Here is a 26,883-nt window from a genome sequence, read left to right on the forward strand (position 1 = left end):
AAGTGTGAACCATATGATCTCAAGGTTGGAGGAGCCTACTCATGAAGGTGAACTGGAGGGAACTTTTTCCGGAACCGATCCGAACCATTCTTGGAAGAATGCCACCCGCTCTATTGGAACAAGTGGAGGAAGTACGTATTCGTGAAGGCAGACCCCTGGAGATTAATGCAGGCAACACATACCACTTCCTGACACCTCAAGGTTGTCCGACCGGGAATCCTGAAGAAGCGTATGTTCCTCAAAAAGAAGTGACGCACAGGTTGCTGGACCTGATCAGTAACCATTCACTTTATACATTGGAAGAGGAACTGCGCAAAGGGTTCATCACCATACCTGGGGGACATCGAATCGGGCTTGCTGGAAGAACCGTACTGAGCGGTGGGCGTGTCGAATACCTGCGTGACATCAACGGGTTTAACGTTCGGGTAGCCCGTGAGGTACATGGAGTGGCTGATCGTATCCTTCCTTATCTTCTCGATATGAAGAGCGGACAGGTCCTCCACACGTTGATCCTATCACCACCACAACAAGGGAAAACGACGTTGCTGCGAGATCTGGCGAGACAACTTAGCAGTGGTACAAAGCTTACAGGCGGAACTGAACTGGTTCAGGGAATACGTCCGCGTCTGAAAGTGGGCATTGTGGATGAAAGGTCCGAAATCGCTGGTAGCTACAAAGGAGTACCTGGCTTCGACGTAGGTCCCCGAACAGATGTGATGGACGGTTGTCCGAAGGCTGAGGGCATGATGATGATGCTTCGCTCCATGTCGCCCGATGTCCTGATTGTGGACGAGATCGGTCGTCCGGAGGATGCCGAGGCGGTGATGGAAGCCCTGCATGCAGGAGTCTCAGTGATTGCGACTGCGCATGGCCGTGACCTATCAGAGCTGTCGGCCAGACCCGCCCTCAGAACCTTAATTACGGAGCAGATGTTTCAACGTTATGTCCAGCTGCAACGGACGAGCCGGGGCATGATCTTTCGGCTGGCTGATGGCAAAATGCGTGGGTTGCAGCAGACCGGGGCAGGAGGTGAAGCCTTTGGTTAACATGTTTGGTGCGGTAATTATTCTGTTAGCCAGCACCCTCGCCGGTTTTTACAAGGCCAGACAGTATGCATTAAGACCGAGACAGTTGCGAGAACTCATTGCAGCCCTCCAGCGACTAATGACGGAGATTAACTATGGGCTCACTCCCCTTCCTGATGCCATGAGCAAGATGGGAGCACAGACCAAAGAACCTGTAAAGACGCTTTTCCTTCATGCAGCCACACAGATGGAACCTCCTCATGGACTCACTGCCCGGGAAAGTCTACAGTCAGGCGTGGATCTGGCGTGGGGAAGATCGGCCATGAAGGCTGACGAGCGGGAAGTCATGCTGCAATTAAGCTTCAGCCTTGGCACAAGTGACCGTCAGGATCAGACCAAACATATATCGTTAGCCATTCAACAACTAATGCATGAGGAATCCCGTGCCCAGGCCGATCAAATGAAATATGAACGAATGAGCCGAAGCCTCGGGATGCTTGTCGGAGCGTTAATCGTCATTCTGATCTTCTGAAATAGCCGGGATAGTGAGGTGCCAAGGTCATGAATCTAGAAGTGAACGCAATCTTTCAAATTGCGGGTATCGGAATCATCATCGCCATGATTCACACGGTACTGAAACAAATGGGAAAGGAAGATATGGCTCACTGGGTGACCGTAATCGGATTTGTCGTTGTATTGTTCATGGTGGTCCGTATGCTGGACAGCCTGCTACAAGAGATCAAATCGATATTTCTTTTTCAATGAAAAACGGTCATGAAGCCGGATGGTGGTGACCTGTGGAAATTATCCAAGTTGTAGGTTTGGCGCTGATCGCAACAGTGCTCATTCTGGTCATTAAGGAACAGAAACCGATGTTTGCCTTTCTGATTGCCGCCGCGACCGGCATTGTCATCTTCATGTTGTTGATTGGTAAGATCGGTGCAGTCATCGAGGTGTTGAAGCGGCTTGCCGAGAATTCAGGCATGGAAAGTATTTATCTGAAAACGGTGCTGAAAATTATTGGCATAGCGTACATCGCTGAATTTGGCGCACAGATTGTCAGGGATGCAGGCCAGGAAAGCATCGCGTCCAAGATCGAACTGGCTGGTAAGGTGCTGATCCTTGTACTTGCTATACCGATCATCAGCATTATTATCGAAACCGTCATGAAGCTGATGCCGGTGTAGAAAGGGCGTGCGGACTTCATATGAAATCAATGCATCATAAGCCGCAGTGGCGCCTTACGGTTGTGCTGATGCTCTGTTTTCTGTTTGGTATCCTGGGACAGGTTACTGCAAGCTCGCCTTCCGGTGAGTGGATGCAGCAGCAGGCCGATCAGCTTCCCAAGGATCAGGTGGAGAAATACTGGGATCAACTGATGCAACAATACGGTGGTTTCTTCCCGGATGGGAAGACCCCTTCCTTCATGGATATGTTAATCCCCGGCAATGAAGGGTTCAGCCTGAAATCGGTGTTTGTAGCGATAGGAACCTTCATGCTGCATGAAATTTTATATAATGGCAAACTTCTGGTCACGATTGTGATGTTAAGTGTACTCAGCATGATTCTGGAGACACTTCAGACTGCATTTGAGAAAAATAATATTAGTAAAATCGCCTATTCCATCTGTTATATGGTCATCATCATCATTGCAATCAACAGCTTCAGTGTGGCGATTGGATACGCCAAGGATGCTATAACCGGCATGATCAACTTCATGATGGCCATGGTTCCCTTGTTATTCACACTGCTTGCGTCCATGGGTAATGTCATCACCGTCTCGGTTACACATCCACTCATCATTTTCATGATTCATCTGGTGAGTACTTTGATTCACTTGCTGGTATTCCCGTTACTCTTCTTCTCAGCTGTTTTGCATCTCGTCAGTTCATTGTCTGACAAGTACAAGCTGACACAGCTGGCAGACCTCCTGCGCAATATTAGTGTGGCACTGCTGGGTATCCTGCTGACGATGTTTTTGGGTGTAATCTCGGTTCAGGGAGCATCGGGATCGGTAGCGGATGGAGTCAGCCTGAAGGCAGCTAAATACATCGCAGGCAACTTTGTTCCTGTCGTGGGCAGAACTTTTGCGGATGCGACGGATACGGTAATTACAGCTTCTTTACTTGTCAAAAATGCAATTGGACTCACCGGGGTGATCATCATTTTGTTTCTATGTGCCTTTCCGGCACTCAAGATCCTGGCTCTTGCCTTGATATACAACATTACCGGTGCCATTATGCAACCGCTAGGAGACACCCCGATTGTAGGATGCCTGCAAGCCATCGGCAAGAGCATGATCTACGTATTTGCGGCGCTCGCAGCCGTCGGGCTGATGTTTTTCCTGGCAATCACCATCCTGCTGACCGCGGGCAATCTGACGGTCATGATGCGCTGAATGTATGTTGGCAAGAAAGGGGATGGAAAGGATGGGGTGGCTGAGCAACTGGCTCCAGGAATTGATTATGATCGTTCTGCTGGCGACTTTTGTGGATATGCTGTTGCCCAATCGATCCATGGAACGTTATGCCAAGCTTGTGCTGAGCCTTCTCATCCTGCTGACCCTTTTATCACCCATAACCAAGCTCCTCAAAAGTGATCCGGTTGGCGAACTGAAACGGGCAATGTCGGCAATGGATGCCCCAGCGGATGGGAATGCAACACTCGAACAGATATTGGCTCAGGGCAAGCGGTTGCAATCCAATGAACAGGAACAATCCTTACAATGGACAGCGAAAGAACTGGCTAATGTCATGAAAGGCCAGATTGAAGAAACAACCGGAGCGAGGGTGCGGTCCGTAGAGGTACAGCTGACCATGAGTAAATATGAAACCGAGATGGAAGCTGCCTCATCAGTCGAACTGCCTGTGATCCAGCGTGTGTTGGTCGAGATGGCCGGAGAGGGTGCAGAAGGAGAAGTGAAGGCAGGGCAGCAAGAAGTTCCTGCAAATACACAACCCATTTTTGGAACGGACACAGAAGCGGAGAAGGATAAATCACCTCAAACACAACAGCCCATCCAGGTTGGGCAGATTGAAGTGCCTGATGTACAGATTGATGTGAGTAAAGGGCAGCGTGATGGGAATGAAGCGTCTTCCGAGCCTGTTATACGTGATCAGGCAGATAAGACGAAGCAGCAAGGCGAGACATCCACAAGGTCCGAACATGCGGTACAGATTATTACATTGTTGACTGCAAAGTGGGATGTTGATGCAAACAACGTTCAAGTCACAGAACCAAAAAGTGCTGAAGTGCTCTGAGAAGGAGGGGGTCCGATGAAACAATGGTTCAAAAAGATGGAAACCTGGATGGGTGGCGGAGAGGGTGGGGCAAGGCGAAGTCAAACCTTCCGCTGGCTCATTATCCTGGGTTTGATCGGGGTGGGAATCATGCTGTTCAATTCCTTCGTCAATGTCAAAAAAATTGATTCCGAAAATATCGGTCGGGAACCACCGGACCCGGCAACATCCATGGCATCCATACAGAGTGATCCGTCAGAACAGAATCCTTTTCAGGCCATCGAAATTGCATTTGAAGACAAAATCAAAGGTGTGCTGGAAAACATTGTTGGTGTGGGAACGGTTGATGTGATGGTTACCGTGGATTCCACAGAAGAATTGGTCGTTCAGCGGAATGTGAAGGATTCTCAGCAACTTACCGAAGAAACGGATGCTAGCGGGGGCAAGCGACATATGACGCAATATACCCGTGATGGCGAGATTATTACGTACGAAATATCAGGGGATCAGACACCTATAGTGACCAAAAAGCTCAAACCGCAGATCCGTGGGGTGCTTGTAGTTGCGAGGGGTGCAGAGAACAAGGTTGTGAAGGACCTGATAACCGATGCTGTGGAAAAAGGACTGAATGTAGCAGCCTACCGGATCTCGGTTGTACCGCGCAAACAAGACTAATTTGGTATGTTGAATCACAAGATTCAATTCTCATAAGATTGAAGCCAATTTGAGGAGGAAGTTCTAATGAATAACAAACGTCAAACGGTATGGCTCGTTTCCATGCTGAGTCTGATGGTCATTTTGTCCGCGTATTATCTGTTCACTGAGGATTCTGGTCCAGTCAACGCACCGGTGGCTGACAGTCAGCAAGTGGATGGAATCAAGCAAGGGGAAGCAAAGGAGACGGCAGGCATTCTTGATCCTACAGAAGGTTTGGTTGTGAATGAAGTAGTGAATAGCGGCGAAGTTGAAAGTGATCCAAGTGCGGCTGGCGCTGTGGAAGAACCGGCGGCTACGGAAGGTAAAGAAGCTGGAAATACAGAGAAAACACCTGCTGTCGAACCAGGCGAGAATAAGGGTGAAGCAGGAAAAGAAGCTGACAAAGAAACTGACAAAGAAACCGACAAAGGGGCAGCAACCACACCAGAGACGGACGGTCAGACAGGAGGCACTGCAACCAAGACGGACGAGGAAGTCCTCAAGGAAATGGAAGAGCAGAATACGACAGCATCTGCGAGCAGCCAGTTCCAGAATTACCAGTGGCAGCGTGAGGAAAGCAACAATCGCAAGTATGAGGAACTGATGACCGTGGCAGGTGACTTGGGTAAAACACCAGAGGAGAATGCCAAAGCAACGGAGCAGCTCCGTACACTGGAAGAAAAAGAAGCCAAAATCACTGGCATCGAGGAGACGCTCTCTCAACAGTTCGCTAATGCGATCGTTCAAGAAGATGCCGACAAGTATAAAGTTGTGGTCCTCAGTGACAAACTGGATGTAAAACAGGCGGTATCCATTGTGGATCTGGTGATGAAAGAATTGGCCGTTTCACAGAACAAAATCAGCGTGCAATACGTCACAGAGCAGTAATCCAAATCATGGAAAAGCAGTCCCGAGAGCTGGTTCCTCTCTCGGGCTCTTTCCATTTTTAACGATTATGATATAATACATAAAGCCATATGACCGTCCTAGTGAGACTGGCATGATGCCGAAGGAGTGAATAATGGAAATGTTTAAATTGAGTGAAATCAAAGAACTGATTAAACTGGTAGATGAAAGTTCCGTTCAAGAGTTGGAAATTGAAAATGAAGGATCACGGTTATCGATCCGCAAACCGGGCAAAACGGAGTATGTTCAAGCAGCTGCTGTGCAACCGCAAATGATTGCTGCTCCGCAAGTACAGCCGGCAGCAGTGGTAAGTGAAGCTGCTCCGCAGGTCGATACTACAAGTCATTTACATAAAATTGTATCTCCGATGGTAGGTACTTTTTACAGAGCTTCTTCGCCGGAAACGGGTCCTTTTGTAAGCGCTGGTGATAAAGTTGTTGAGAAAACAACGGTATGCATCATCGAAGCGATGAAGCTGATGAACGAGCTTGATGCTGACATCAAGGGAGAAATCGTTGAAGTGCTGGTTGAAAACGGACAGCTGGTCGAGTATGGGCAGCCCCTGTTCTTGGTGAAACCGGAATAACCGTTATAGCTGGTAAACAGCTAACCGCATGAGCTTCGAAGGAGGACAAAAGGAAATGAAATTTCAAAAAATACTGATTGCGAACCGTGGAGAGATTGCGGTGCGTATTATTCGTGCCTGCCGGGAGATCGGCATATCGACGGTAGCCGTCTATTCGGAAGCGGATAAGGACTCTTTGCATGTTCGTCTTGCAGACGAGGCGTACTGTATCGGACCGACACTGTCCAAGGACAGTTACCTGAACTTTACCAATCTCATGAGTGTAGCAACGCTTACAGATTGTGATGCAATCCACCCGGGATACGGTTTTTTGGCGGAGAATGCTGATTTTGCGGAAATTTGTGAGTCTTGCAATATTACGTTTATTGGACCTTCTCCTGAAGCCATCACCAAAATGGGTGACAAGGCTGTTGCCAAACAGACGATGAAAGATGCTGGAGTACCTGTTATTCCAGGATCAGATGGTCTCGTGGAAAGCGCGGAAGAAGCGATTATGATTAGCCGGGATATTGGCTACCCGATCATTATCAAAGCTACTGCTGGTGGCGGAGGAAAGGGGATTCGTATTGCTGAAGACGAAGAAACACTGGTGAAGCAGATTACGGCAGCTCAGCAGGAAGCACAGAAGAATTTCGGCAATGCTGGTGTTTATCTGGAGAAGTTACTGACGGGCATGAAACATGTGGAAATTCAGATTATTGCCGACAAACATGGGAATGCCGTACATTTGGGCGAACGTGATTGTTCGGTTCAGCGCCGTCGTCAGAAATTGGTAGAAGAAGCTCCGTGTCCGATACTCTCCGAAGAAGTACGTACACTGATGGGTGAAGCCGCAGTACGGGCAGCACTTGCTGTGGATTACTCCGGAGCGGGTACGCTGGAATTCCTGCTCAGCCCAAATGGCGAGTTCTATTTCATGGAGATGAACACGCGTATTCAGGTAGAGCACCCGGTAACTGAGATGGTTACTGGCGTGGATCTGATCCGTGAGATGATCTCGGTAGCTGAAGGCAACCCACTTTCATTCCGTCAGGAAGACGTGGTTATCAATGGCTGGTCCATTGAATGTCGTATAAATGCAGAAGATCCGGACCGTAACTTTATGCCATCACCAGGCAAAATCGGATTCTACCTTGCACCGGGAGGACCTGGCGTTCGTGTAGATAGTGCTGCTTATCCGGGTTATACCATTTCACCTTTCTATGACTCCATGATCGCAAAATTGATTGTGTGGGGAGCGAATCGTGAAGAAGCGATTGCGAAGATGAAGCGTGCGCTTGGGGAATTTGCGATTGAAGGCATATCCACAACCATTCCTTTTCATCAGAAATTGCTGGAGCACCCAACGTTCATTCGTGGTGACTTTGATATCAAATTTCTTGAGGAAAACGAGATTTAAAAGGTATATTGGACTTGTTTGTCATAATGTAGCCCAAATGATATAGTATGTAATAATAAGAGCGCATGTCTCCTGCAAAGGATAAGCCCGCACCTCGCGGATGTTTGCAGGAGTTCCGGTAAAGCCGGACCGGAAGGGTTCTGAAGGTTGATTAACCTGAGTCCAGCGCCCTGACGGATGGCCGCAAACTTATCTCGCGAAAGGTGTGTTGAACAGTTATGAGTACACTACCGACTGAATTTGAACGAACGGATATCGGTGAAATCCAGATCGCACCTGAAGTTATCGAAGTGATTGCTGGATTGGCAACGCTTGAAGTGAAAGGTGTTGCAGGCATGAGCGGCGGATTTGCTGGCGGATTTGCTGAATTGCTTGGTCGCAAAAACCTCTCCAAAGGCGTTAAAGTTGAAGTGGGCCAACGTGAAGCTGCAGTTGATGTTTCCGTAATTATCGAGTACGGATATCGTCTGCCACAGGTGGCTACGGAGATTCAACAGAACGTGAAACGTTCCATCGAGAACATGACTGGATTGAATGTGAATGAAGTGAATGTGCATATTCATGACGTTCAGTTCAAGAGCACCGAGAAAGTGGAAGAGATCGACCTGAACAGTCAGCGCGTAAAATAAAAGAAGACAGATTCCCCCGGCATCATCTGCCGGGGGTTATCCCGTCTTGGACAGGTCTTCATTATAGCGAAAGCTAGATGAGGATCTGATTTTTTGCTAGTGAACAGGTTAAGTAATGTTAGTGAGCAAGGGAGGCTGTGCAGTTCGTGGCTAAAATACTGGATCGGCTTCTGTTGTTTATATACAGCATAAGCGTTGGAGCAATATCGGCAGCCGTCATTCTTCTGATTAGCGGTGTGCTGCCTTACGAATTGAATTACCAGCAGGAACAAAACGTTATTGTTGCGTCGGTTATTGCAGCAGCGATTTTGTTTATCCTGAGTTTGCGATTTTTCTACATCTCGGTTCGGCGTGAGCGTGCATCGTTGCCGTCTGTAGATCAACGTACTGAGTTTGGTGATGTACAGATTTCGATGGAGACGATTGAGAATCTCTGTTTGAAGGCGACTTCCCGTTTCCGGGGAGTACGTGATGTCAAGGCACGTATACGGGTAGTTGAGTCAGGACTGGAGATTATGATCCGTGCGGTAGTGGATGGCGAGACACCTATTCCAGCGCTGACTTCTGATCTGCAAAAGGCGATACATGATCATGTACAAGAGATTACGGGCATCCCGGTTTCTTTTGTCACGGTGTATATCGCTAATGTAACCCAGTCGCCTAACTACAAGAGTCGAGTGGAATGAGGTGAGTTTCACTGATGCTGTGGAAAGAGATTTGGGATAGTCACAGAGGCCGAATTACCGGAATTATCGGCGGCATCTTTTTTGGATTTCTTTATGTATGGATCGGTTTTTGGGATATGTTGTTCTTTGCACTCTTGGTGTTCATCGGTTATACGTTAGGCAGACGAAGCGATTCGAAGTTGGGTTCGTCCATTCCCTGGAGGGAGTGGGGACAATGGCTTGGCGATCGCTGGCGTCCGTTTAAGTGATCTGCCTGAACCCTGCAATATGTTTCTTCCGAAAATAGAGCTGTAGTTTAGGTTGCCCGTTTTTTGGAGGAAATGTATTGCAGGTTTTTTTGTGGAAAGGGATAACAATAACAATACCGTGGAAACCATCTCATCAAATCCAAAGCAGGATTTGATGAGATGGTTTCAGGATTTTAAAATAAGCATGATGATGCTCCAGACGGAGCGTTGCAGGAGGCAGGACATGAAAAGACGTTTGGCAAGGGAAATTGCAGTACAAAGTCTGTATCAGATGGAAATGAATGAGGTAGGCGCAGCAGAAGCTGTGAACATGTTGATCAATGAAGCTGCTGAAGATAATGAAACTGAAGTGGTCATTCGCGATGCAGATGTAATGCGTACCTATGTTACTGAAATTGTACAGGGAGCCTGGAATAATAAAGAAGCGATTGACGGGTTGCTCGTGGATTATTTGAAAGGTTGGCAGATCAGCCGTCTGTCACGCGTAGATCGCCAGATTCTACGACTGTCTACGTATGAAATGGTGTTCCGTGATGACATTCCGGCAAAGGTATCTGTCAATGAAGCGATTGAACTGTCCAAATATTTTGGTACAGAAGAATCCGGTAAGTTCGTCAATGGCGTACTTGGACGCATGATTCAGGAAGTTGACGCCATTAAAGCAAAATTATCTTAAGTTATGATTAATTATAGTGTGTGTTCAAAAAGACCGGTTTTCAGTATCCTTCGTAATCAAAAGCGGGCTTTTTGAACAACCTCTAAATTTATATTCACATAAGGGAGAGAGAGTACAATGACAGCATCTATTATTAACGGTAAAGAAGTATCCCAAGAGATCCGCGCAAGCATGACAACAGAAGTAAAACAGCTTAGCGAACAGGGGGTAGTACCTGGTCTGGCTGTTGTGCTCGTCGGGGAAGATCCGGCATCCCAAGTATATGTGCGTAATAAAGAAAAAGCATGTCACGACCTCGGTTTCTACTCCGAAGTGCATCGCTTGGATGCAGATACGTCCCAAGAAGATCTGCTTGCGCTGGTGGACAAGCTGAACAATCAACAATCCATTAACGGAATTTTGGTTCAACTCCCACTACCGAAACATATCGAAGAGAAAGCGGTCATTGATGCGATAGCCGTGGATAAAGATGTAGACGGATTCCATCCAGTCAATGTTGGTAATCTCGTAATTGGAGACGATAGTCTGCTTCCATGTACCCCGGCTGGTGTAATTGAACTGATCAAACGTACTGGACTGGAAATGTCCGGTAAACATGCAGTGGTCATCGGAAGAAGCAACATCGTTGGCAAACCGGTATCGCTGTTGCTACAACGTGAGAATGCGACGGTAACGATGTGTCATTCCCGTACAGCCAACATGAAAGAAATCACGCGTCAGGCGGATATTTTGGTTGTAGCCATCGGCCGTGCCAATTTTGTGGACGCTGATTTTGTGAAACCGGGTGCTGTTGTTATTGATGTCGGCATGAACCGTTTGGAGAATGGCAAACTGGCAGGAGACGTTGATTTCGAGAGCGTGAAAGAAGTTTCTGGTCCAATTACACCCGTTCCTGGTGGTGTTGGTCCGATGACAATCACAATGCTGATGCAAAATACATTGATCGCTGCCAAGCGCGCTCACGGATTGGCCTAGGGTTTTGTCTGTGGCAGATCAAAAGATCTACTCCATCAAAGACCTGAACCGATACATCCGGATGAAACTGGAATCGGATCAGGTCCTGTCGGACGTTTGGCTACGCGGGGAGATTTCGAACTTCACACATCACTCCAGCGGCCATATGTATTTTACATTGAAGGACAAGGACAGCCGGATTAAGTCGATTATGTTCGCGTCCCATAACCAGCGATTACCCTTTGTACCGAAGGAGGGTGCAAGGGTTATTGCCCGTGGTAATGTCTCGGTGTATGAACGGGATGGGCAGTATCAATTCTACGCTACCCATATGCAACCGGACGGAATTGGAAGTCTGTATCTGGCTTACGAACAGCTGAAGAAAAAGCTTGAGGATGAAGGGTTATTTTCACCTTCGCGAAAAAGACAGATCCCTCGTTATCCACAGACCATCGGGGTTGTAACTTCACCGACGGGAGCGGCGGTGCGAGACATTATGATCACACTCCAGCGCAGATACCCTTCTGCCAAAGTTGTTTTGTATCCTGTTCTGGTTCAAGGCAAGGGTGCAGCACCTTCCATTGTCAAAGCGATTGGCAACCTGAACCGGATGGGAGAAGCCGATGTACTTATCGTTGGACGCGGAGGCGGTTCACTGGAGGAGTTGTGGGCCTTTAATGAGGAGATTGTGGCAAGAGCAATAGTCGCTTCGGATATTCCTGTCATTTCTGCGGTTGGGCACGAAACGGACTTTACTATTGCTGATTTTGCAGCCGATTTGCGTGCGGCTACACCTACAGCAGCTGCTGAATTAGCTGTACCTAATCGAGCTGAGTTGCTTGATCAGATCGGACAACGTCAGCGCCAGTTACAGCACAGCTTACGTCAGCGTGCTGTACATAATCGTGAACGGCTCGCAAGATTACAGCGTTCGCCAGTACTGGTGCATCCAAGGCGTACCTTGATGCAGCATACGGAACGACTGGATATGATGCACCAACGTCTTTTGAGAACAGTGGATACACGTATGAAATGGACAGGAGAGAAGCAGGAACGTCTGCGGGCAGCACTGCAACGATTCAATCCTCGTGAGCAGGTCAATGCAGCACGCCGTGAGAATGCGGCAGCACGCAGACAACTGGAACTTGCGATCAGGTCTATAGCCAGATCGAAGCAGCAGCAGTGGAAATCATCTGTGCGGCATCTGGATGCGCTTAGCCCGCTTAAAGTCATGTCACGGGGATACAGCCTTGTCTATGACGAGCAAGAACAGCGATTGATCAAGTCGACGAAGGATGTACAGCCTGGAGATTCAATTAAGATTAAATTAACAGACGGACAGCTGGACTGTCAGGTTTGGGGAATGAAGGAGGACGACAATACCCATGGCGAATGAACCGGAATTGAATTTTGAAGAGGCAATGGCGGCATTGGAAGACATCGTAGGTCAGCTGGAACATGGTGATGTTCCGTTGGAACAGGCTATCGATCTGTTTCAGCGCGGGATGAAACTTTCGCAACTTTGCGGTCTGAAGCTGGAACAAGTGGAACGCAAGATCGAGATGATCGTAGAAGAAGATGGAGAGCTTCGCAAGAAGCCTTTCGGAACTGCTGACGATGAGAGCGGTGAAGTCCATGAGTAATCGTCCTTCGTTTCAAGCATATCTCGAAGAGGTCACAGCTGAGGTGACAGAAGCGTTGAAACACACGCTTCCTGATCACTGGGATGTACCCCAGTCGCTGACGGATGCGATGCAGTACTCACTCATGGCCGGAGGCAAACGCCTTCGTCCTCTGCTGGTCGTTGCTGCGGCGGAAGCCTTCGGTGCACAGCGTACAGCTGCAATGCCGGTAGCCTGCGCCGTGGAGATGGTTCATACGTATTCACTGATCCACGACGACCTGCCTGCTATGGATAATGATGATTACCGTAGGGGGAAATTAACGAATCATAAGGTATATGGTGAAGCAACAGCCATATTGGCGGGCGATGCGTTGCTAACTCATGCTTTTTACAGCATTGTTCAAGCGGGTCGTCGCAGCGGTGTGACGGCAGATGCATTGCTGTCCATCGTAGAGGACATGTCCGAACTTGCTGGAGCAAGAGGCATGGTCGGCGGCCAAGTTGCGGATATGGAAGGCGAGCAAGGCATGACTGATCTTTCACAGCTCCAATATATTCATTTGCACAAAACAGGTGACCTGATTGTTTTCTCACTCATTGCTGGAGCACGAATTGGTGGAGCTACGGAAGGACAATTGGAAGCCTTACGTGTGTTTGGCCGTGATCTGGGGCTGGCGTTCCAGATTCAGGATGATATTCTCGATCTGACGGGCGACGAGCAGAAGATGGGCAAGAAAACACAGAGCGATGTGAATCAGCAGAAGGTAACATATCCTTATTTTATTGGCATGGAGGCTTCTGTAGATGAAGTGAAATCCCTTACCCAATCTGCAAAAGATGCACTCGAAAGAGCGGAGTTACCTGATGCATCCAGATTGCTGGAAATTGCAGATTATCTGATGAGTCGAGACCATTAGATTCTGATAAAACGCGCTGTTTCAAAACCTGTATAACCGTGTAATGAATGTAATGTCCTTTTTCCGAGTGGATGGAAAAAGTCTGTCCCGAGTGGATGCGCGAATACATATGGAGAAGAATTTTAAATAACTTGCTGGCGAGAATGCTCGTTATCGGGAGTATAGTGCAGTAAATTATGATTCTTGTTCTTTTATGTTATAATGATTTAATGTCATTTGATTCATAATGTATATATCGATTTACAACAATAAATAAACAATCTAGGAAAGCGGGGAGATTCTCGTGCTGCTTCCACAAATTAAACAACCCAGTGATCTAAAGTCGATGTCTCAGGATGATCTTGCCCTTTTGTCAGCAGAGATCCGGCAGTTTCTGATTGAGAAACTGTCTGTTACAGGTGGGCATCTCGCACCCAACTTAGGCGTGGTTGAGCTCACGGTAGCCCTGCATTACTGCTATAACAGTCCAGCAGACAAAATGATTTTTGATGTAGGGCATCAGGCTTATGTGCATAAAGTTCTGACAGGGCGTATGGATCGCTTTGATACATTGCGTCAACATAACGGTCTGTGCGGGTTTGTCAAACGCAACGAAAGTGAACATGATGTATGGGAAGCTGGACACAGCAGTACTTCATTGTCCGCTGCGATGGGGATGGCCCTTGCACGTGATCTCAAGGGTGAGGACAATCAAGTCATTGCGATGATTGGTGATGGAGCGCTTACAGGTGGTATGGCTTTTGAGGCTCTCAATCATATCGGTCATGAGCAGAGAAAACTGATGGTTATTCTGAATGATAATGAAATGTCCATTGCTCCAAATGTTGGGGCCATGCATAAATATTTGAGCAAGATTCGTTCGGATCGTCATTATCTGAAAGCGAAAGATGATGTCGAGGGGATGCTTAAAAAAATTCCAGCTATTGGGGACCGTTTGGCCAAATCGGCAAGCTGGATCAAAGATAGTGTCAAATATATGATGGTACCAGGTGTTCTTTTCGAAGAACTGGGCTTCACGTATTTGGGACCGATTGATGGGCACGATATTCCCAAATTGATCGAAACCTTCAAACAGGCAGATAACGTTGATGGTCCTGTGCTCGTTCACGTGCTCACGACCAAAGGCAAAGGTTATCAGCCAGCAGAAGCCGATTCGCACAAGTGGCACGGGATTTCTCCGTACAAAATTGAATCCGGTCAAGTGCTGAAGGCAGTCGGAAAACCGATGTACACGGAAGTGTTCGGTCAAACGTTAATTGATCTTGCGAAGCAGGATAAGCGGGTCGTAGCTGTAACGCCAGCAATGCCTACAGGATCAGGTCTCATTCCTTTTAGTAAGGAATTTCCTGAGCGCATGATTGACGTAGGTATCGCAGAACAGCATGCGGCAACCATGTGTGCTGCACTGGCTATGGAAGGCTTGAAGCCGGTCTTTGCCGTGTATTCTACGTTTATGCAACGTGCATATGATCAGATTGTACATGATATTTGCCGTCATAACGCCAACGTGATGTTTGCTATTGACCGTGCCGGGTTTGTTGGTCCGGATGGGGAAACACATCAAGGGGTATATGATGTGGCATTTATGCGCCATATTCCAAATATCGTTCTGATGATGCCAAAAGACGAAAATGAATTGCGCCACATGATGAAAACGGCGCTTGATTATAATGAAGGTCCAATTGCTTACCGTTATCCACGAAACAATGTGGTCGGTGTACCTTTGGATGATGTACTTGTTCCGATTCCGATTGGATCATGGGAGCAACTGCGTCCATCGGAAGGATATGCTGTCATCGCTTCAGGTTCGATGGTCCAGCTTGCAGAAGAAGCAGCAGAGATGGTGAAGCGGGAAGGGATCACAGCAGGCGTAATCAACGCTCGCTTCCTGAAACCTCTTGACGAGCAAATGTTGCGTGATTTAGCTGTTCGAGGCACCAAATTGATAGTACTTGAAGAAACATCCCAAGCAGGCAGCATGGGTAGTGCAGTGCTGGAGTTTTATGCAGAACAGGGACTGCATGATGTTCATGTACAATTGATGGGGATTCCGGATCGCTTCATCGAGCATGGCAGTATTAAGGAACAACGTGAGGAAGTGGGTCTTACCGTTGAAAATGTATGTGCTGAACTGCGCAAGATGGCTGTTCAATCATCTTACGGCATACCCAAAACACGTTTTCCTTCGTAAATTTACATGATAGGAGACAGACATGTCACTCCCGAAAGAACGAATTGATGTTTTGCTGGTTGAGCAGGGCTATTATGAAAGTCGTGAGAAGGCAAAAGCTGCAATCATGGCTGGACTGGTATATGCCAATAATGAGCCGATCGAAAAGGCGGGCATGAAAATTCCAAGGGAAGCCGAGCTGAAAGTTAAAGGCTCGGTACATCCCTATGTCGGCAGAGGCGGATTGAAGCTCGAAAAAGCGATCCGTCATTTCGGCCTTGATATGAATGGACTTGTCATGCTCGACATCGGTTCATCCACCGGCGGTTTTACGGATTGTGCACTACAGCATGGTGCGTCTCACGTCTACGCTATTGATGTGGGCTATAATCAGCTCGACTGGTCTTTGCGTAATGATGAGCGGGTTACTGTTATGGAACGAACTAATTTCCGCTATGTGACTCCTGAAGATCTGGTGGGACCCGTGCCGAACTTTGCAAGCATTGATGTGTCGTTCATTTCATTGCGAATCATATTGCCGCCACTTCTGGCTCTTTTGAAACAACCTGCAGATATCGTTGCATTGATTAAACCTCAATTTGAGGCAGGGCGTGAAAAAGTAGGCAAGTCCGGTGTGGTACGTGATACGAAGGTACACAAGGATGTATTGCAGACGATGCTTCATTTTGCCAGTCAACTTGGTTTGCATCTACAGAGTTTAACTTTTTCACCGATAACCGGTGGAGAAGGTAATATAGAATTTCTCGCACATTGGCGTCTGGAAGCACCAGAGACCACACAACCAGAGATCGATCCAGCTTCACTTGATGCACTTGCGGAGCAAGTTGCGAAGGAAGCAGCTCATACATTTACGGGAAACTCATCATAAGATGGGTTTCTTTTCGCTGCAAAGGTGATTGATGTAAAGGGAAATCGTTACTGAACCTCGAATATGTCTTCGAGGTGAGCGATAATGGATGGTCAATATGACACAATCGTTATAGTTGTACTTGCTGTCTGTTTGATCTTGTGGCTGTTCTTTGGCTTGCGTAATTGGGTGAACCGACCGATGCCGGTAAGCTTGTCTGGAATGCAACTGAACGTGAAGATTCAGGATTCGCCGGCCTTGGATTTGCTAGAAGCACAGGGTTACGAAGTCATCGGTGGCAAAATGAAAGTCCCTCTGGCTTTTGAGGCCAATGAATCCGTTTATTACAGCAGATTATTCATTGATTATGTTGCAGAACGTGAGGATCTCAGATACTTGGTGAAAACGTCTCGTCGTAGGCAGCCAATTGAAATGACCGGCCCTGCGCTAAGGGATCGCTTCCTCAATTATCTGTTGTTATATCCTGGCTGTGAAGGATTGCTGTATATTGACTTGGAGGATTCCGATATTAAGTTAATCAGGCTCATGGACTATCAGGAAGATGTGTATGATGGGGATGATCTGGACTAATATAAAAGAATGAACATTGCAGGGCAAAGTCTGCGGCGAATTACAAATGCTGCTTTATTGCAATACATTTAACTGGAGGCATGTATGAAAGGACAAAGGCACATCAAGATTCGTGAAATCATTAGTCAAAATGAAATTGAGACCCAGGATGATCTGGTTGAAGCACTACGCAAATCAGGATTTCAGGTGACTCAGGCGACGGTATCCCGGGATATCAAGGAACTTCTGTTAATCAAGATTCCGATGGATGACGGAAGATACAAGTACTCTTTACCGACAGATCAACGATATAATCCGATTCAAAAGTTGAAGCGTGCACTCGTTGACAACTTCTTGCACATTGATCACACAAACAATCTGGTTGTGATGAAATGTTTGCCAGGAACAGCCAACTCCATTGCAGCTTTGCTTGATAATATTGAGTGGAATGAAGTCATGGGCACGATCTGTGGGGATGACACCATTCTGATTATCTGCCGGACTGAAGGTAACAGTGTGACCGTTATTGAACGCATCATGGGTTATATTGCTTAAAGTGCGTGTTCAAAAAGAGCGGTTTTCAGTACCGAGAAGATGGGATGAAGCTAGAAATGGAGTAGCGGAGCGTAGGGAAACTACGTGAGCAACGGACATTTCGGCTGAATTCCATCTTCGATGCTGATGATGCCACCAGGCATCCTTCGTAATCAAAAACGGACTTTTTGAACAACCTCTTGAATCAATGTTTCAAAAACATAATATCTGAGTTAGTCATCCGGAGGTGTTTTTGCAGATGTTAGTTACCTTATCGATTCGTAATCTGGCTGTGGTGGAAGAAGTGGATGTTGTATTCCACCCGGGATTCCATGTACTTTCTGGGGAAACGGGTGCAGGGAAGTCGATTATTATAGATGCACTTGGTTTAATTGCTGGTGGACGCAGTTCAGCAGATCTGATCCGGTACGGTTGTGATAAGGCAGAGATGGAAGCCCTATTCGAGATGGAGCAAAGTCATCCGGTATGGCTGACGTTGGAGAAGCTGGGTATCCACTGTGAGCCTGAAGAGCATTTGGTTATTCGACGTGAGTTGAATACTCAGGGGAAGAGTACGTCCCGCATTAATGGGCAATTGGTCAATCTGACCATGCTGCGGGAAGTAGGCGAGAAGCTGATCAATATTCATGGACAACATGAACATCAGAGTTTGCTGCGTGCAGAGAGCCATCTGGGCCTTCTCGATACTTATGGCTCGGAAGTAATCGGACCGATCAAAGCGAAGTACCAGGAGCGCTACAGCAAGTTTATCACGGCGGAAAAGGAACTGCGTGCGCTTCAGGAGTCTAGTCAGCGTGCATATCAACTCTTGGACATGTATCGCTTTCAGCTTGAGGAGATCGCAGCAGCAAGCCTTACACGAGGTGAGGATGAATTACTCGGGGAAGAACGGGTCAAACTATCCCATAGTGAGAAAATGATGGACAGTGTTGCTGGTGCATATGATCTGCTCAGTGGTCAACGCGGGCTTGAAGCTGTGAGCATTGCTCTTTCAAGAATTGAAGACATTTCTGGATATGATAACAAAGGACTGCAACCAATCGTAGAGCAGCTGCAATCTGCATTTTATCAATTGGAAGATGCGACATTTCAGTTAAGGGATTACCGGGAGAAGATTGAATTTAATCCGGCAAGGCTGGAAGAAGTGGAGCAAAGGCTGAATCTGATTTCTGGCCTCAGACGGAAATACGGGGACAGTGTTGAACTTATTCTGAGTTATTATGATCAGATTAGCCATGAAACCGACCAACTGGAGAACAAGGACGAACGGCTGGAGAAATTGCGAGCTGAACGTGACAAAATGCTTAACCTTGTGATGGAGTCTGCCGAGGAACTCAGCAAGGTTCGCAAACAATGCGCCGAGGAACTTGCTGCACAGGTGGAAAGCGAGCTCAAGGATCTGCAAATGGAGCGGACTACACTGCGTGTTCAGATAACTCCATTCGAAGATCCGAAGGGCATTGAATGGAATGGACGCCGTATTCGTCTGAATCGTCATGGTGCGGACAACGCGGAATTCCTGATCTCACCTAACCCGGGTGAGCCATTACGACCACTTGGCAAGATTGCTTCGGGTGGTGAGTTGTCGAGAATGATGCTGGCGATGAAGAGTATCTTTGCGCGACATGACCGGATACCTGTGTTGATTTTTGATGAAGTTGATACCGGAGTTAGCGGTAGAGCAGCTCAATCCATTGCGGAAAAACTGTTCCGCTTGTCTTCGACTTGTCAGGTTTTCTCAATAACTCACTTACCACAAGTGGCTTGTATGGCAGATCATCAGTATCTCATTGAGAAACATGTCTACGATGGACGAACGATGACGCAGGTCGAATCGCTGTCAGACGAAGGCAGAGTGAAGGAATTGGCACGTATGCTGGGCGGCGTGGAAATTACAGAAAAAACGCTGCATCACGCACAGGAAATGCTGAATTTGGCGGAAGCCAAAAAAGGGTGAAACGAACGGCTGGCGTAATGATTGACAGTAATAAAAGCCTGGGGGCGAGGTTATCTTATAGGTACGCAATTGGCGACCACCTTTCGTCAAGCGAAAGAAGCAAAGGGAGTGTGACAGCCATTGAATTCCCCCCTCAGGAAGAAATTGCTAGGTCTTTTATTTGCCTTCTTTCTTTGTGTGATTAGCCAGGCCATTCAGCCTGTGCAAAGTTATGCTTCACTGCCGGATGAATTGCAGGTGTTTGCTGGCAGGCAAGCGGATGTCCGGCTCGCTGTTCCTGCTGCTTCAAGCGCCGTTGTAGATCGTCCTGATATCGTTGGTTTGGATGATCAGGCAGCGATGCATGTTACAAGGCAACAACCTTTGCATCTTCACCCTCAACAGACGGGACATGCCAAATTAACGTTGAAGTTGTGGGGTAAAATTCCGGTCAAAACAGTCCATGTGAATGTGATTCCGGATTTGCGTGTTGTACCCGGGGGACAAACCATTGGCGTCAAGGTTAAATCGGCAGGCATTCTGGTGGTTGGACATCATCTGGTCCGTACCGGTCAGGATGAGCGTGTATCGCCCGGAGAAACAGCGGGCATTAAGCTGGGAGATCTGATTACGCATATGGATGGTAAACGTCTTGATGGCGTGGCAGGTGTCTCCGAAGCCGTTGAACTCGCAGGTAAAAGTAAAAAAGGTATTGATGTTGTGTTAAAACGTGGTAAGGAAACGGTGAAGACACGATTAACTCCGGCCTATGACTCCGAGGATCAAGCGTGGAGGCTTGGATTGTACATTCGTGATTCCGCAGCCGGTGTGGGCACACTTACCTTCTATGCTCCCGATCAGGGCGTATACGGCGCACTGGGCCATGTCATTACAGATATGAACACACAAACAACTATTGTTGTAGGTAGTGGTCAGATCGTTCAATCCAATGTGACGTCCATTTCTAAAAGCGAGACCGGTGATCCGGGTGAAAAACGTGCTCATTTCCTCAAGGAAAGCAAAATTTTGGGCAATATTGAACGTAATACGGCTTTTGGCATCTTTGGTAAAATGTCCGGAAATCCTGAGCACAGTTTGTATTCGAAAGGCATTCCCGTCGCTTTTTCTCATGAAGTAAAGGAAGGACCGGCCGAAATACTTACCGTGGTTGACGGTCAACAAGTTGAACGCTTCTCCATTGACATTGTTCATGTGGCAGATCAAACTGAACCAGCAACAAAAGGTCTGGTACTTCGAATTACGGACCCGAAACTGCTGGATAAGACCGGAGGTATCGTTCAAGGGATGAGTGGCAGCCCCATTGTACAAAATGGTAAGTTGATCGGTGCAGTTACTCATGTATTCGTGAATGATCCAAAATCGGGTTACGGTTGCTTCATTGAATGGATGTTACAAGATGCTGGCGTTATGATGAAAAAGGAAAACGATAAGAACCTCAAGGCTGGTTAAACAGCCCTGAGGTTCTTTTTTGTCGAAAGCAAACATAATATATCGGATAATGAAATAAATTATTTATTATATAGGATCAAGAAAAAAAAATAAAGAAAAATAATTTTCGACAGGAGGAATTTAACTCGCTGTGTCGAAAATTAAACGTGTAAGGAAATGTACGAAACGATGTTTAATTTAAAGGAGGATACCGTTTTGCAAAAAATTGAGGTATTGCTGGCCGATGATAATCGTGAATTTACGAATTTGCTTGCCGAATATATATCTGAGCAGGAAGATATGGAAGTAACCGGTATTGCATACAATGGAGAAGAAGTACTGCAATTGCTGGAGCAAACTCGCGATGTGCCGGATGTATTGATTCTGGATATTATCATGCCTCACCTGGACGGACTGGGTGTGCTTGAGCGCTTGCGCGACCTGAACCTGTCTCCACAGCCTAAAGTCATTATGCTTACGGCATTCGGACAAGAGAATATCACACAGCGTGCCGTGCAACTCGGAGCTTCTTATTACATTCTCAAGCCGTTTGACATGGAAGTGCTTGCGAATCGTGTGCGTCAACTGGTGGGAACACAGACCGCGATGTCCACAAGCAGTGGATCATCCATGTTCATGAAATCCAATGTTGTGCCAATGGGCAAACACAAAAATCTGGATGCAAATATTACGTCCATCATACATGAAATCGGCGTTCCTGCGCATATTAAAGGATATCAGTATTTGCGCGAAGCGATTACGATGGTGTATAACAATATCGAAATTTTGGGAGCCATCACCAAAACACTGTATCCGGCGATTGCCGAAAAATTCAAAACCACGCCGTCCCGCGTCGAACGTGCCATCCGGCATGCGATTGAAGTGGCATGGACTCGTGGTAACATCGACAGCATCAGCCACTTGTTTGGCTACACGATCAACATCAGCAAGTCTAAGCCAACAAATAGCGAGTTCATCGCGATGGTTGCTGACAAGCTGAGAATTGAGCACAAGGTAAGCTGAAAGGGTCAGGAGTAGTGAGCTGGCAAGTATAGTTTGGATTCAGATTAGATTCTTAGATTCTAGCCAAATGGTTTTTGGCGGTCTATATCTGAATTCGTTCATTTCAGGTCCATAAACTTCTGTGAATTATGCCAACGAATACCGTCATTTATTGGATTAAAGATATCCAGTAAATGACGGTATTTTTGCATAACGAAATAACACAGAACATGATGATGAAATTTAGTTTTGCATGATTGTTTCTGAATTTTGAGATCAAGTATTAAAGTAAGCTCCCTATAGCAAAATTCAGATAAAAATTATCTTTCATAAACTTTTACCCTCAGTTAACGCTTTTTCAAGTAGAAAGTGGTACGATGTGACCATTGACAAAGACCTACATATATATTTGAAAAGTTCGGATTAGATGCTACGAACAGAGGAGTAGAATAGTATGTTTACGCAAATAGGCGAGATTGCTGAACCAATTCCTGTAGTACAATCTGATACAAAATGTGATATCGTCTATCATCTTTTCAAGTCCAATCCTAGTCTGGAAGGTATAGCTGTTATGGGGGAGAAGGGGGTGTCATTAATGATGCGGCCCCGATTCTTTCAGCAGATTGGCACCCAGTATGGCTATAATCTGTATATGGGACGTCCTGTAGAACTGGTAATGAACACGCAGGCACTGGTCGTGGATTATTCGGAACAGATTACAGATGTCAGTGTTCTAGCCATGGACCGAGATGAAGGGGAAATATATGATCTTGTGTTGGTCACGTCAGTGGAAAGTTTCTTTGGAGCTGTGAGTATTCGACGTTTGCTACTCGCAGTTGCTGATGTACGGGCTGAAATGGCGATTTTTATGAACCCGCTGACTGGTCTTCCAGGTAATCATATCATAGATGAAAGGCTGTCTCAGGCTCTTCAGATGGACCATTTTAGCGTACTGTACGTTGATCTCGATCAATTCAAATCCTACAATGATAGCTACGGCTTCAAAATGGGGGATCAGCTTATTCAGGCGACAGCTAACTTGCTTCGCAAGCTATTTGTTCTCCCTGAAGCCTTTCTTGGACATATCGGTGGTGATGATTTTATTACAATCCTGAATCACCATGATTACAAACATATTAGTGAGGAAGTCATCTCAGGTTTTGAGAAAATGAAAAAGACATTTTACAACGAACATGATTGGCATCATCAATATGTTCTGGGGGAAGGACGTTCCGGGCTAAATCGGCCCATTCCTCTTGTGTCGGTATCCATCGCCGTTGTAACCAATAGCAAGCGAAAATATGAAAACATAGATCAGATAATTGATGAGGCCACACGCATCAAAAAAGTTTGTAAAGCGATTGCTGGCAGTATCATCTGTGCAAATGATACCGCCAGTACTCTGTGCTAGAGATAAGAAATACTCATAGTAGCTACAACTACTAACGTTAAAGATACAAGAAAAACCGCTACTTATCAGGAGTTAGTCACCTGTAATAGCGGTTTATCTATTATGTGATGCGAGTCAAGTGCTGTGTTGCGAAAACACTTCAACCTCATTATGTATACATATAAGTATGTTAGAGCAAAGGGTACTCAGATTCGAATATCGACGGATGGATATGAAGCAGCAGGAGATGTAGAAGCCGTAGTTTGCGGACCATTTCCTGATTCCTGATCTGTGGTTCCGCCATCTGATGGGTGCTCCTTACTTCCCGTTTTCTTTCCTTCATTTACTTCCTGATCTTCTTCTCCAGATGTTGCAGAGATAGGTGGTTGTACTCCCTTTTTAGGTGCGGGCTGATGGATCTCTTCCACCAGTTCCCCAATCTTCTGATTGACCTTGTTTAACTGGGAGTTGATGTCCTGAACAACCTCTCGCTTTGCCTGAAAGACAGTGCGCTCTGAGTTTTCCAGCATCATTGATTTGCCTATATCTTTGTCTGCATTGATCTCCAGAACAAGTCGGTCGAAGCGGGTCTCTCCTTCGGTAGTCTGAATGGAGCCCTGCATGCGATCCCGCAAACCGACCAGCTTACCCAATTGATCATAAGTCTGACTATGTTTAATTAGATGATCCAGTGAAGGGGCTTGTGCCTCGTCGGTTGGTTTGGGTTGTTGCTGTTGAGCCTTTTCGGGCTGTCTTAATTTGTTCTTTTCTTGCAATTCTTCAGCTTTAATTTGGGCAATCTGACTGTCGATCTGGGAAATGGAGCTTGTTAGGGATTTGATTCGCTGAGCTTTGGTTTTGGTATCCAACTCGTCATTGGTTTTTACACCTTGCATTTCTTCATTGAGCCGGATCTTCTGCTGCATGAGTCCCTGAATTTCTTTATCCCGACTGGAGACTTGATTCCCGGGAGTGAAACTGCTTTTGGTTGCAGATGAGATTGAATTCATATCCTCTGTTCTCCTTCTACTCTTTATCATGGTTCTATTTACATATATCGGATGTTAAGAGAAGGATTTGAATAGCTCTTTTTTCTTCTAAATGATTCATTTACATCGGTTGTATTGCGTACTTTATCATAATAATTGATAATGGTTATCAATAAGTGAGTAGAGTACAGACACAAACTATGTATACGGAGATGGGTTAGCAAAATGTGGAATGATTATTATATCCTCTGGAACTATGCTGCGGTGAGTATAACAGATATCCGTTACATGGAATTAGAGGCATATGAAGAGATGAAATACAAATTTCCGACAAGTACCTTTGTACTCACCATTCAGGGTGACGCTGGAGTTACGATTGACAATCAAACGTATGAAGTGAGTCGCTTTTATGTTTTCCATGGGGGAAAAGGGAGTAAGTTGGTGATTCAAGCAGGCGAATCCGGATTACGCTTATATTACTTGATGTACAAAGCAAACCTGCCTAGTGGAGGAAGAAACGATCTGGGAAGGTTAATGGAGCGAATCAATCCGTTCCAAATGAACTATGGCTTTACCCCCGATACGCCAACCATTCTATATGAGCAATTGAAAAAGATGCACTTTTTGTGGGATCAAAAGAACCCTATTCAGCACTTTCAGGCCAAGAGTTTGTTCTATGCATTTGTGGAGCAGGTCTCATCACAGATTCCTCGTGTATCCAATCGCTATCCGAGTATTGTGGATCAGGTCAGCGAAGTCATTGAAATTATAGAGTCTTCATACACCGAGCCGCTTACGCTGCATGCTTTGGCAGAAATGATCGGCTCCAGCCCAAGAAGTTTGTCACGCAAGTTCAAGCAGTCGACTGGAACCAGTCCCATCGATTATTTGATTCAGTTTCGTTTGTTCAAAGCCAAAGAGATGTTGCTGCAAACGGATGCCACGTTGGATGAGATCGCTGTAGGAATCGGTTATCCGGATGGATATTATTTGGGACGTATGTTCAAGAAACATACAGGTCTTTCTCCTCTGCAATTTAAAGAAAAGACCTCAGCCCCCCTATATTGGCCTGATCTGACATCAGGTGTGGCGCGAAATGACATTTTCAGAGGTGGAAGTGGAAGGTATGTTTATACTGATGGTGATAATCATTATCAATATAAGCATGGAGGGTCAAACAATATGAACAGACAGACAAGAACGGGAATGCTGCTTAGTATTTTATTAAGTCTTACGTTACTGCTAAGTGCCTGCTCAACAGGTGTTGCCAGTAATTCAAGCGGGGATGCATCCGGAAGCAATAATACGTCAAGTTCCACGAAGACAGTAACAGCGGAGAATCAAAGCAAATCATCGGAACCCCGCACAGTCTCAACGGTTAAGGGAGATATTACAATCCCGGCTGAACCTAAACGGATTGTGGTTGACTTGTATCTGGGAAGTCTGATCGCCCTGGGGATCAAACCTGTGGGTACACCCGAGATGAACCTCAAGAATCCTTATTTTATCGAATCACTTGAGGGTGTGCAAAATATTGGTGAATATGAAACCATTTCTCTCGAAAAGGTGTTGGAACTTGAACCGGATCTCATTGTGACAGGTAATCCTGATTTATTTGATTCCTTTAGCAAAATTGCACCTACCCTGGTTGTTCCATATGGCGAATTGAAAAACACCCATGAAGAGATTGCCTACTTTGGAGAAGTGCTGAATAAAGAAAAAGAATCCGAGGCATGGTTAGCTGATTATGACGCAAGAATTGCAGATGCCAAGAAACGTGTTGGTGAGGCGATTGATCCAGCAGCCGAGGTGTCGGTCATGCAGTTTTATGATAAAGGACCGTTGGCCTTTGGTGATAATTTTGGTCGGGGAGGTCAGGCAGTCTACAGCGCGCTTGGCTTGAATCCTCCTGCAGATAAAAAAGAGATTTTAATGAAGGACCAACTGGTTGAAGTTTCATCGGAAGCGATTCCTGAGTTTGCCAGAGATTACATTATTCTAACAGCGGACAATCTGACCCTGGAAGAGTTGAAATCGAAACCGGTCTGGAGTTCACTGGATGCGGTTAAAAATGATCGTGTGTTTATCTGGAGCCCGGATCGTTCATGGTACTTTGACCCGATTGCAACATTGGATCAAACAGAGGAATTGGCCGCGTGGTTTACGAAGATCTCTGAACCAAAATAAGTCTAACAAGTGATGGATGAGATGAAATCCAATTCCACTCTAAATTTCAGTTGATAATGAAAATTATTATCATCTATAATAAAAGGAATATTAGTGAACCTCTGCTACGCATATGTTATAAGGATTTGCGGCAGAATGATGACCTTTACCTTGTAAGGTCTTTGTTACGGGTGTGCTGGGAT

Annotated in this window: 28 protein-coding genes; 27 read left to right on the forward strand and 1 reads right to left on the reverse strand. The window is 46.3% G+C overall.

Annotated features, from left to right (window positions below; all coding sequences use genetic code 11):
• The first annotated feature begins 41 nt into the window (after positions 1-41).
• The 26 genes from spoIIIAA (at position 42) to D829_RS0104290 (ending at position 23,546) form a co-directional block, all read left to right on the forward strand.
• Positions 42-1,046, forward strand: a complete 1,005-nt coding sequence (spoIIIAA, locus tag D829_RS0104165; protein WP_017687583.1) for a stage III sporulation protein AA — start codon at positions 42-44, stop codon at positions 1,044-1,046.
• Positions 1,039-1,557, forward strand: coding sequence for a stage III sporulation protein SpoIIIAB (spoIIIAB, locus tag D829_RS0104170; protein WP_017687584.1), 519 nt, complete (start codon positions 1,039-1,041; stop codon positions 1,555-1,557). Before spoIIIAA ends, spoIIIAB begins: the two co-directional genes overlap by 8 nt.
• A 29-nt stretch (positions 1,558-1,586) precedes the next feature.
• A complete protein-coding gene (gene spoIIIAC, locus D829_RS0104175) occupies positions 1,587-1,790 on the forward strand; it encodes a stage III sporulation protein AC (protein WP_017687585.1) in 204 nt (67 codons plus the stop codon).
• Between the two features lie 32 nt (positions 1,791-1,822).
• Positions 1,823-2,212 carry a stage III sporulation protein AD gene (gene spoIIIAD / locus D829_RS0104180; RefSeq protein ID WP_017687586.1) on the forward strand — a complete coding sequence of 130 codons (390 nt, stop codon included), beginning with the start codon at positions 1,823-1,825 and terminating at the stop codon, positions 2,210-2,212.
• Between the two features lie 20 nt (positions 2,213-2,232).
• Entirely contained in the window at positions 2,233-3,423 is a 1,191-nt protein-coding gene (spoIIIAE, locus tag D829_RS0104185) for a stage III sporulation protein AE (protein WP_017687587.1), read from the forward strand.
• Positions 3,424-3,454: 31 nt separating this feature from the next.
• On the forward strand, positions 3,455-4,285 hold the full coding sequence (gene spoIIIAF, locus D829_RS0104190; protein WP_017687588.1) for a stage III sporulation protein AF: 831 nt from the start codon (positions 3,455-3,457) through the stop codon (positions 4,283-4,285).
• A gap of 15 nt (positions 4,286-4,300) precedes the next feature.
• The gene (spoIIIAG, locus tag D829_RS0104195; RefSeq protein WP_017687589.1) at positions 4,301-4,939 is read left to right on the forward strand and encodes a stage III sporulation protein AG; all 639 of its coding nucleotides are present in this window, start codon (positions 4,301-4,303) and stop codon (positions 4,937-4,939) included.
• A gap of 66 nt (positions 4,940-5,005) precedes the next feature.
• Positions 5,006-5,848 (forward strand): SpoIIIAH-like family protein, encoded by an 843-nt coding sequence (locus tag D829_RS0104200; RefSeq protein WP_017687590.1) that lies wholly within the window; start codon positions 5,006-5,008, stop codon positions 5,846-5,848.
• 139 nt (positions 5,849-5,987) lie between these two features.
• The gene (gene accB / locus D829_RS0104205; RefSeq protein ID WP_026080991.1) at positions 5,988-6,452 is read left to right on the forward strand and encodes an acetyl-CoA carboxylase biotin carboxyl carrier protein; all 465 of its coding nucleotides are present in this window, start codon (positions 5,988-5,990) and stop codon (positions 6,450-6,452) included.
• Between the two features lie 55 nt (positions 6,453-6,507).
• Complete coding sequence (gene accC, locus D829_RS0104210) at positions 6,508-7,851, forward strand: acetyl-CoA carboxylase biotin carboxylase subunit (RefSeq protein ID WP_017687592.1); 1,344 nt, start codon at positions 6,508-6,510, stop codon at positions 7,849-7,851.
• Between the two features lie 218 nt (positions 7,852-8,069).
• Entirely contained in the window at positions 8,070-8,480 is a 411-nt protein-coding gene (locus D829_RS0104215; protein WP_017687593.1) for an Asp23/Gls24 family envelope stress response protein, read from the forward strand.
• A gap of 146 nt (positions 8,481-8,626) precedes the next feature.
• Entirely contained in the window at positions 8,627-9,166 is a 540-nt protein-coding gene (amaP, locus tag D829_RS0104220) for an alkaline shock response membrane anchor protein AmaP (protein ID WP_017687594.1), read from the forward strand.
• Positions 9,167-9,180: 14 nt separating this feature from the next.
• Positions 9,181-9,414: a DUF2273 domain-containing protein gene (locus D829_RS0104225; RefSeq protein WP_017687595.1), complete on the forward strand. Its 234-nt coding sequence runs from the start codon at positions 9,181-9,183 to the stop codon at positions 9,412-9,414.
• 223 nt (positions 9,415-9,637) lie between these two features.
• A complete protein-coding gene (gene nusB, locus D829_RS0104230) occupies positions 9,638-10,090 on the forward strand; it encodes a transcription antitermination factor NusB (protein WP_017687596.1) in 453 nt (150 codons plus the stop codon).
• Positions 10,091-10,207: 117 nt separating this feature from the next.
• Positions 10,208-11,065 (forward strand): bifunctional methylenetetrahydrofolate dehydrogenase/methenyltetrahydrofolate cyclohydrolase FolD, encoded by an 858-nt coding sequence (gene folD / locus D829_RS0104235; protein ID WP_017687597.1) that lies wholly within the window; start codon positions 10,208-10,210, stop codon positions 11,063-11,065.
• A gap of 10 nt (positions 11,066-11,075) precedes the next feature.
• Positions 11,076-12,440: an exodeoxyribonuclease VII large subunit gene (gene xseA, locus D829_RS0104240; protein ID WP_017687598.1), complete on the forward strand. Its 1,365-nt coding sequence runs from the start codon at positions 11,076-11,078 to the stop codon at positions 12,438-12,440.
• Positions 12,430-12,687, forward strand: a complete 258-nt coding sequence (xseB, locus tag D829_RS0104245; protein WP_017687599.1) for an exodeoxyribonuclease VII small subunit — start codon at positions 12,430-12,432, stop codon at positions 12,685-12,687. Before xseA ends, xseB begins: the two co-directional genes overlap by 11 nt.
• Complete coding sequence (locus D829_RS0104250) at positions 12,662-13,585, forward strand: polyprenyl synthetase family protein (RefSeq protein ID WP_026080992.1); 924 nt, start codon at positions 12,662-12,664, stop codon at positions 13,583-13,585. The genes xseB and D829_RS0104250 overlap by 26 nt, the downstream gene beginning before the upstream one ends.
• 283 nt (positions 13,586-13,868) lie before the next feature.
• The gene (gene dxs, locus D829_RS0104255) at positions 13,869-15,776 is read left to right on the forward strand and encodes a 1-deoxy-D-xylulose-5-phosphate synthase (RefSeq protein ID WP_017687601.1); all 1,908 of its coding nucleotides are present in this window, start codon (positions 13,869-13,871) and stop codon (positions 15,774-15,776) included.
• A 22-nt stretch (positions 15,777-15,798) separates the two neighbouring features.
• Positions 15,799-16,644: a TlyA family RNA methyltransferase gene (locus tag D829_RS0104260; protein ID WP_017687602.1), complete on the forward strand. Its 846-nt coding sequence runs from the start codon at positions 15,799-15,801 to the stop codon at positions 16,642-16,644.
• 84 nt (positions 16,645-16,728) lie between these two features.
• Positions 16,729-17,214: a hypothetical protein gene (locus D829_RS0104265; protein WP_017687603.1), complete on the forward strand. Its 486-nt coding sequence runs from the start codon at positions 16,729-16,731 to the stop codon at positions 17,212-17,214.
• 84 nt (positions 17,215-17,298) lie between these two features.
• On the forward strand, positions 17,299-17,748 hold the full coding sequence (argR, locus tag D829_RS0104270) for a transcriptional regulator ArgR (RefSeq protein ID WP_017687604.1): 450 nt from the start codon (positions 17,299-17,301) through the stop codon (positions 17,746-17,748).
• 238 nt (positions 17,749-17,986) lie between these two features.
• Positions 17,987-19,705, forward strand: coding sequence for a DNA repair protein RecN (gene recN / locus D829_RS0104275; RefSeq protein WP_017687605.1), 1,719 nt, complete (start codon positions 17,987-17,989; stop codon positions 19,703-19,705).
• Positions 19,706-19,825: 120 nt separating this feature from the next.
• On the forward strand, positions 19,826-21,154 hold the full coding sequence (gene spoIVB, locus D829_RS0104280) for a SpoIVB peptidase (RefSeq protein ID WP_017687606.1): 1,329 nt from the start codon (positions 19,826-19,828) through the stop codon (positions 21,152-21,154).
• Between the two features lie 195 nt (positions 21,155-21,349).
• On the forward strand, positions 21,350-22,156 hold the full coding sequence (gene spo0A, locus D829_RS0104285; protein ID WP_017687607.1) for a sporulation transcription factor Spo0A: 807 nt from the start codon (positions 21,350-21,352) through the stop codon (positions 22,154-22,156).
• 433 nt (positions 22,157-22,589) lie between these two features.
• Positions 22,590-23,546 carry a GGDEF domain-containing protein gene (locus D829_RS0104290; RefSeq protein ID WP_017687608.1) on the forward strand — a complete coding sequence of 319 codons (957 nt, stop codon included), beginning with the start codon at positions 22,590-22,592 and terminating at the stop codon, positions 23,544-23,546.
• Between the two features lie 185 nt (positions 23,547-23,731).
• Here the strand turns inward: D829_RS0104290 and D829_RS0104295 are convergent, their stop codons facing one another.
• Entirely contained in the window at positions 23,732-24,535 is an 804-nt protein-coding gene (locus tag D829_RS0104295; protein ID WP_017687609.1) for a hypothetical protein, read from the reverse strand.
• A 204-nt stretch (positions 24,536-24,739) separates the two neighbouring features.
• On the opposite strand from D829_RS0104295, the gene D829_RS0104300 reads away from it, so the two are divergent.
• The gene (locus tag D829_RS0104300; protein ID WP_017687610.1) at positions 24,740-26,701 is read left to right on the forward strand and encodes an AraC family transcriptional regulator; all 1,962 of its coding nucleotides are present in this window, start codon (positions 24,740-24,742) and stop codon (positions 26,699-26,701) included.
• Positions 26,702-26,883: the final 182 nt, after the last annotated feature.

The organism is Paenibacillus sp. PAMC 26794 (assembly GCF_000316035.1).
In the GTDB taxonomy this organism is placed as follows: domain Bacteria; phylum Bacillota; class Bacilli; order Paenibacillales; family Paenibacillaceae; genus Paenibacillus.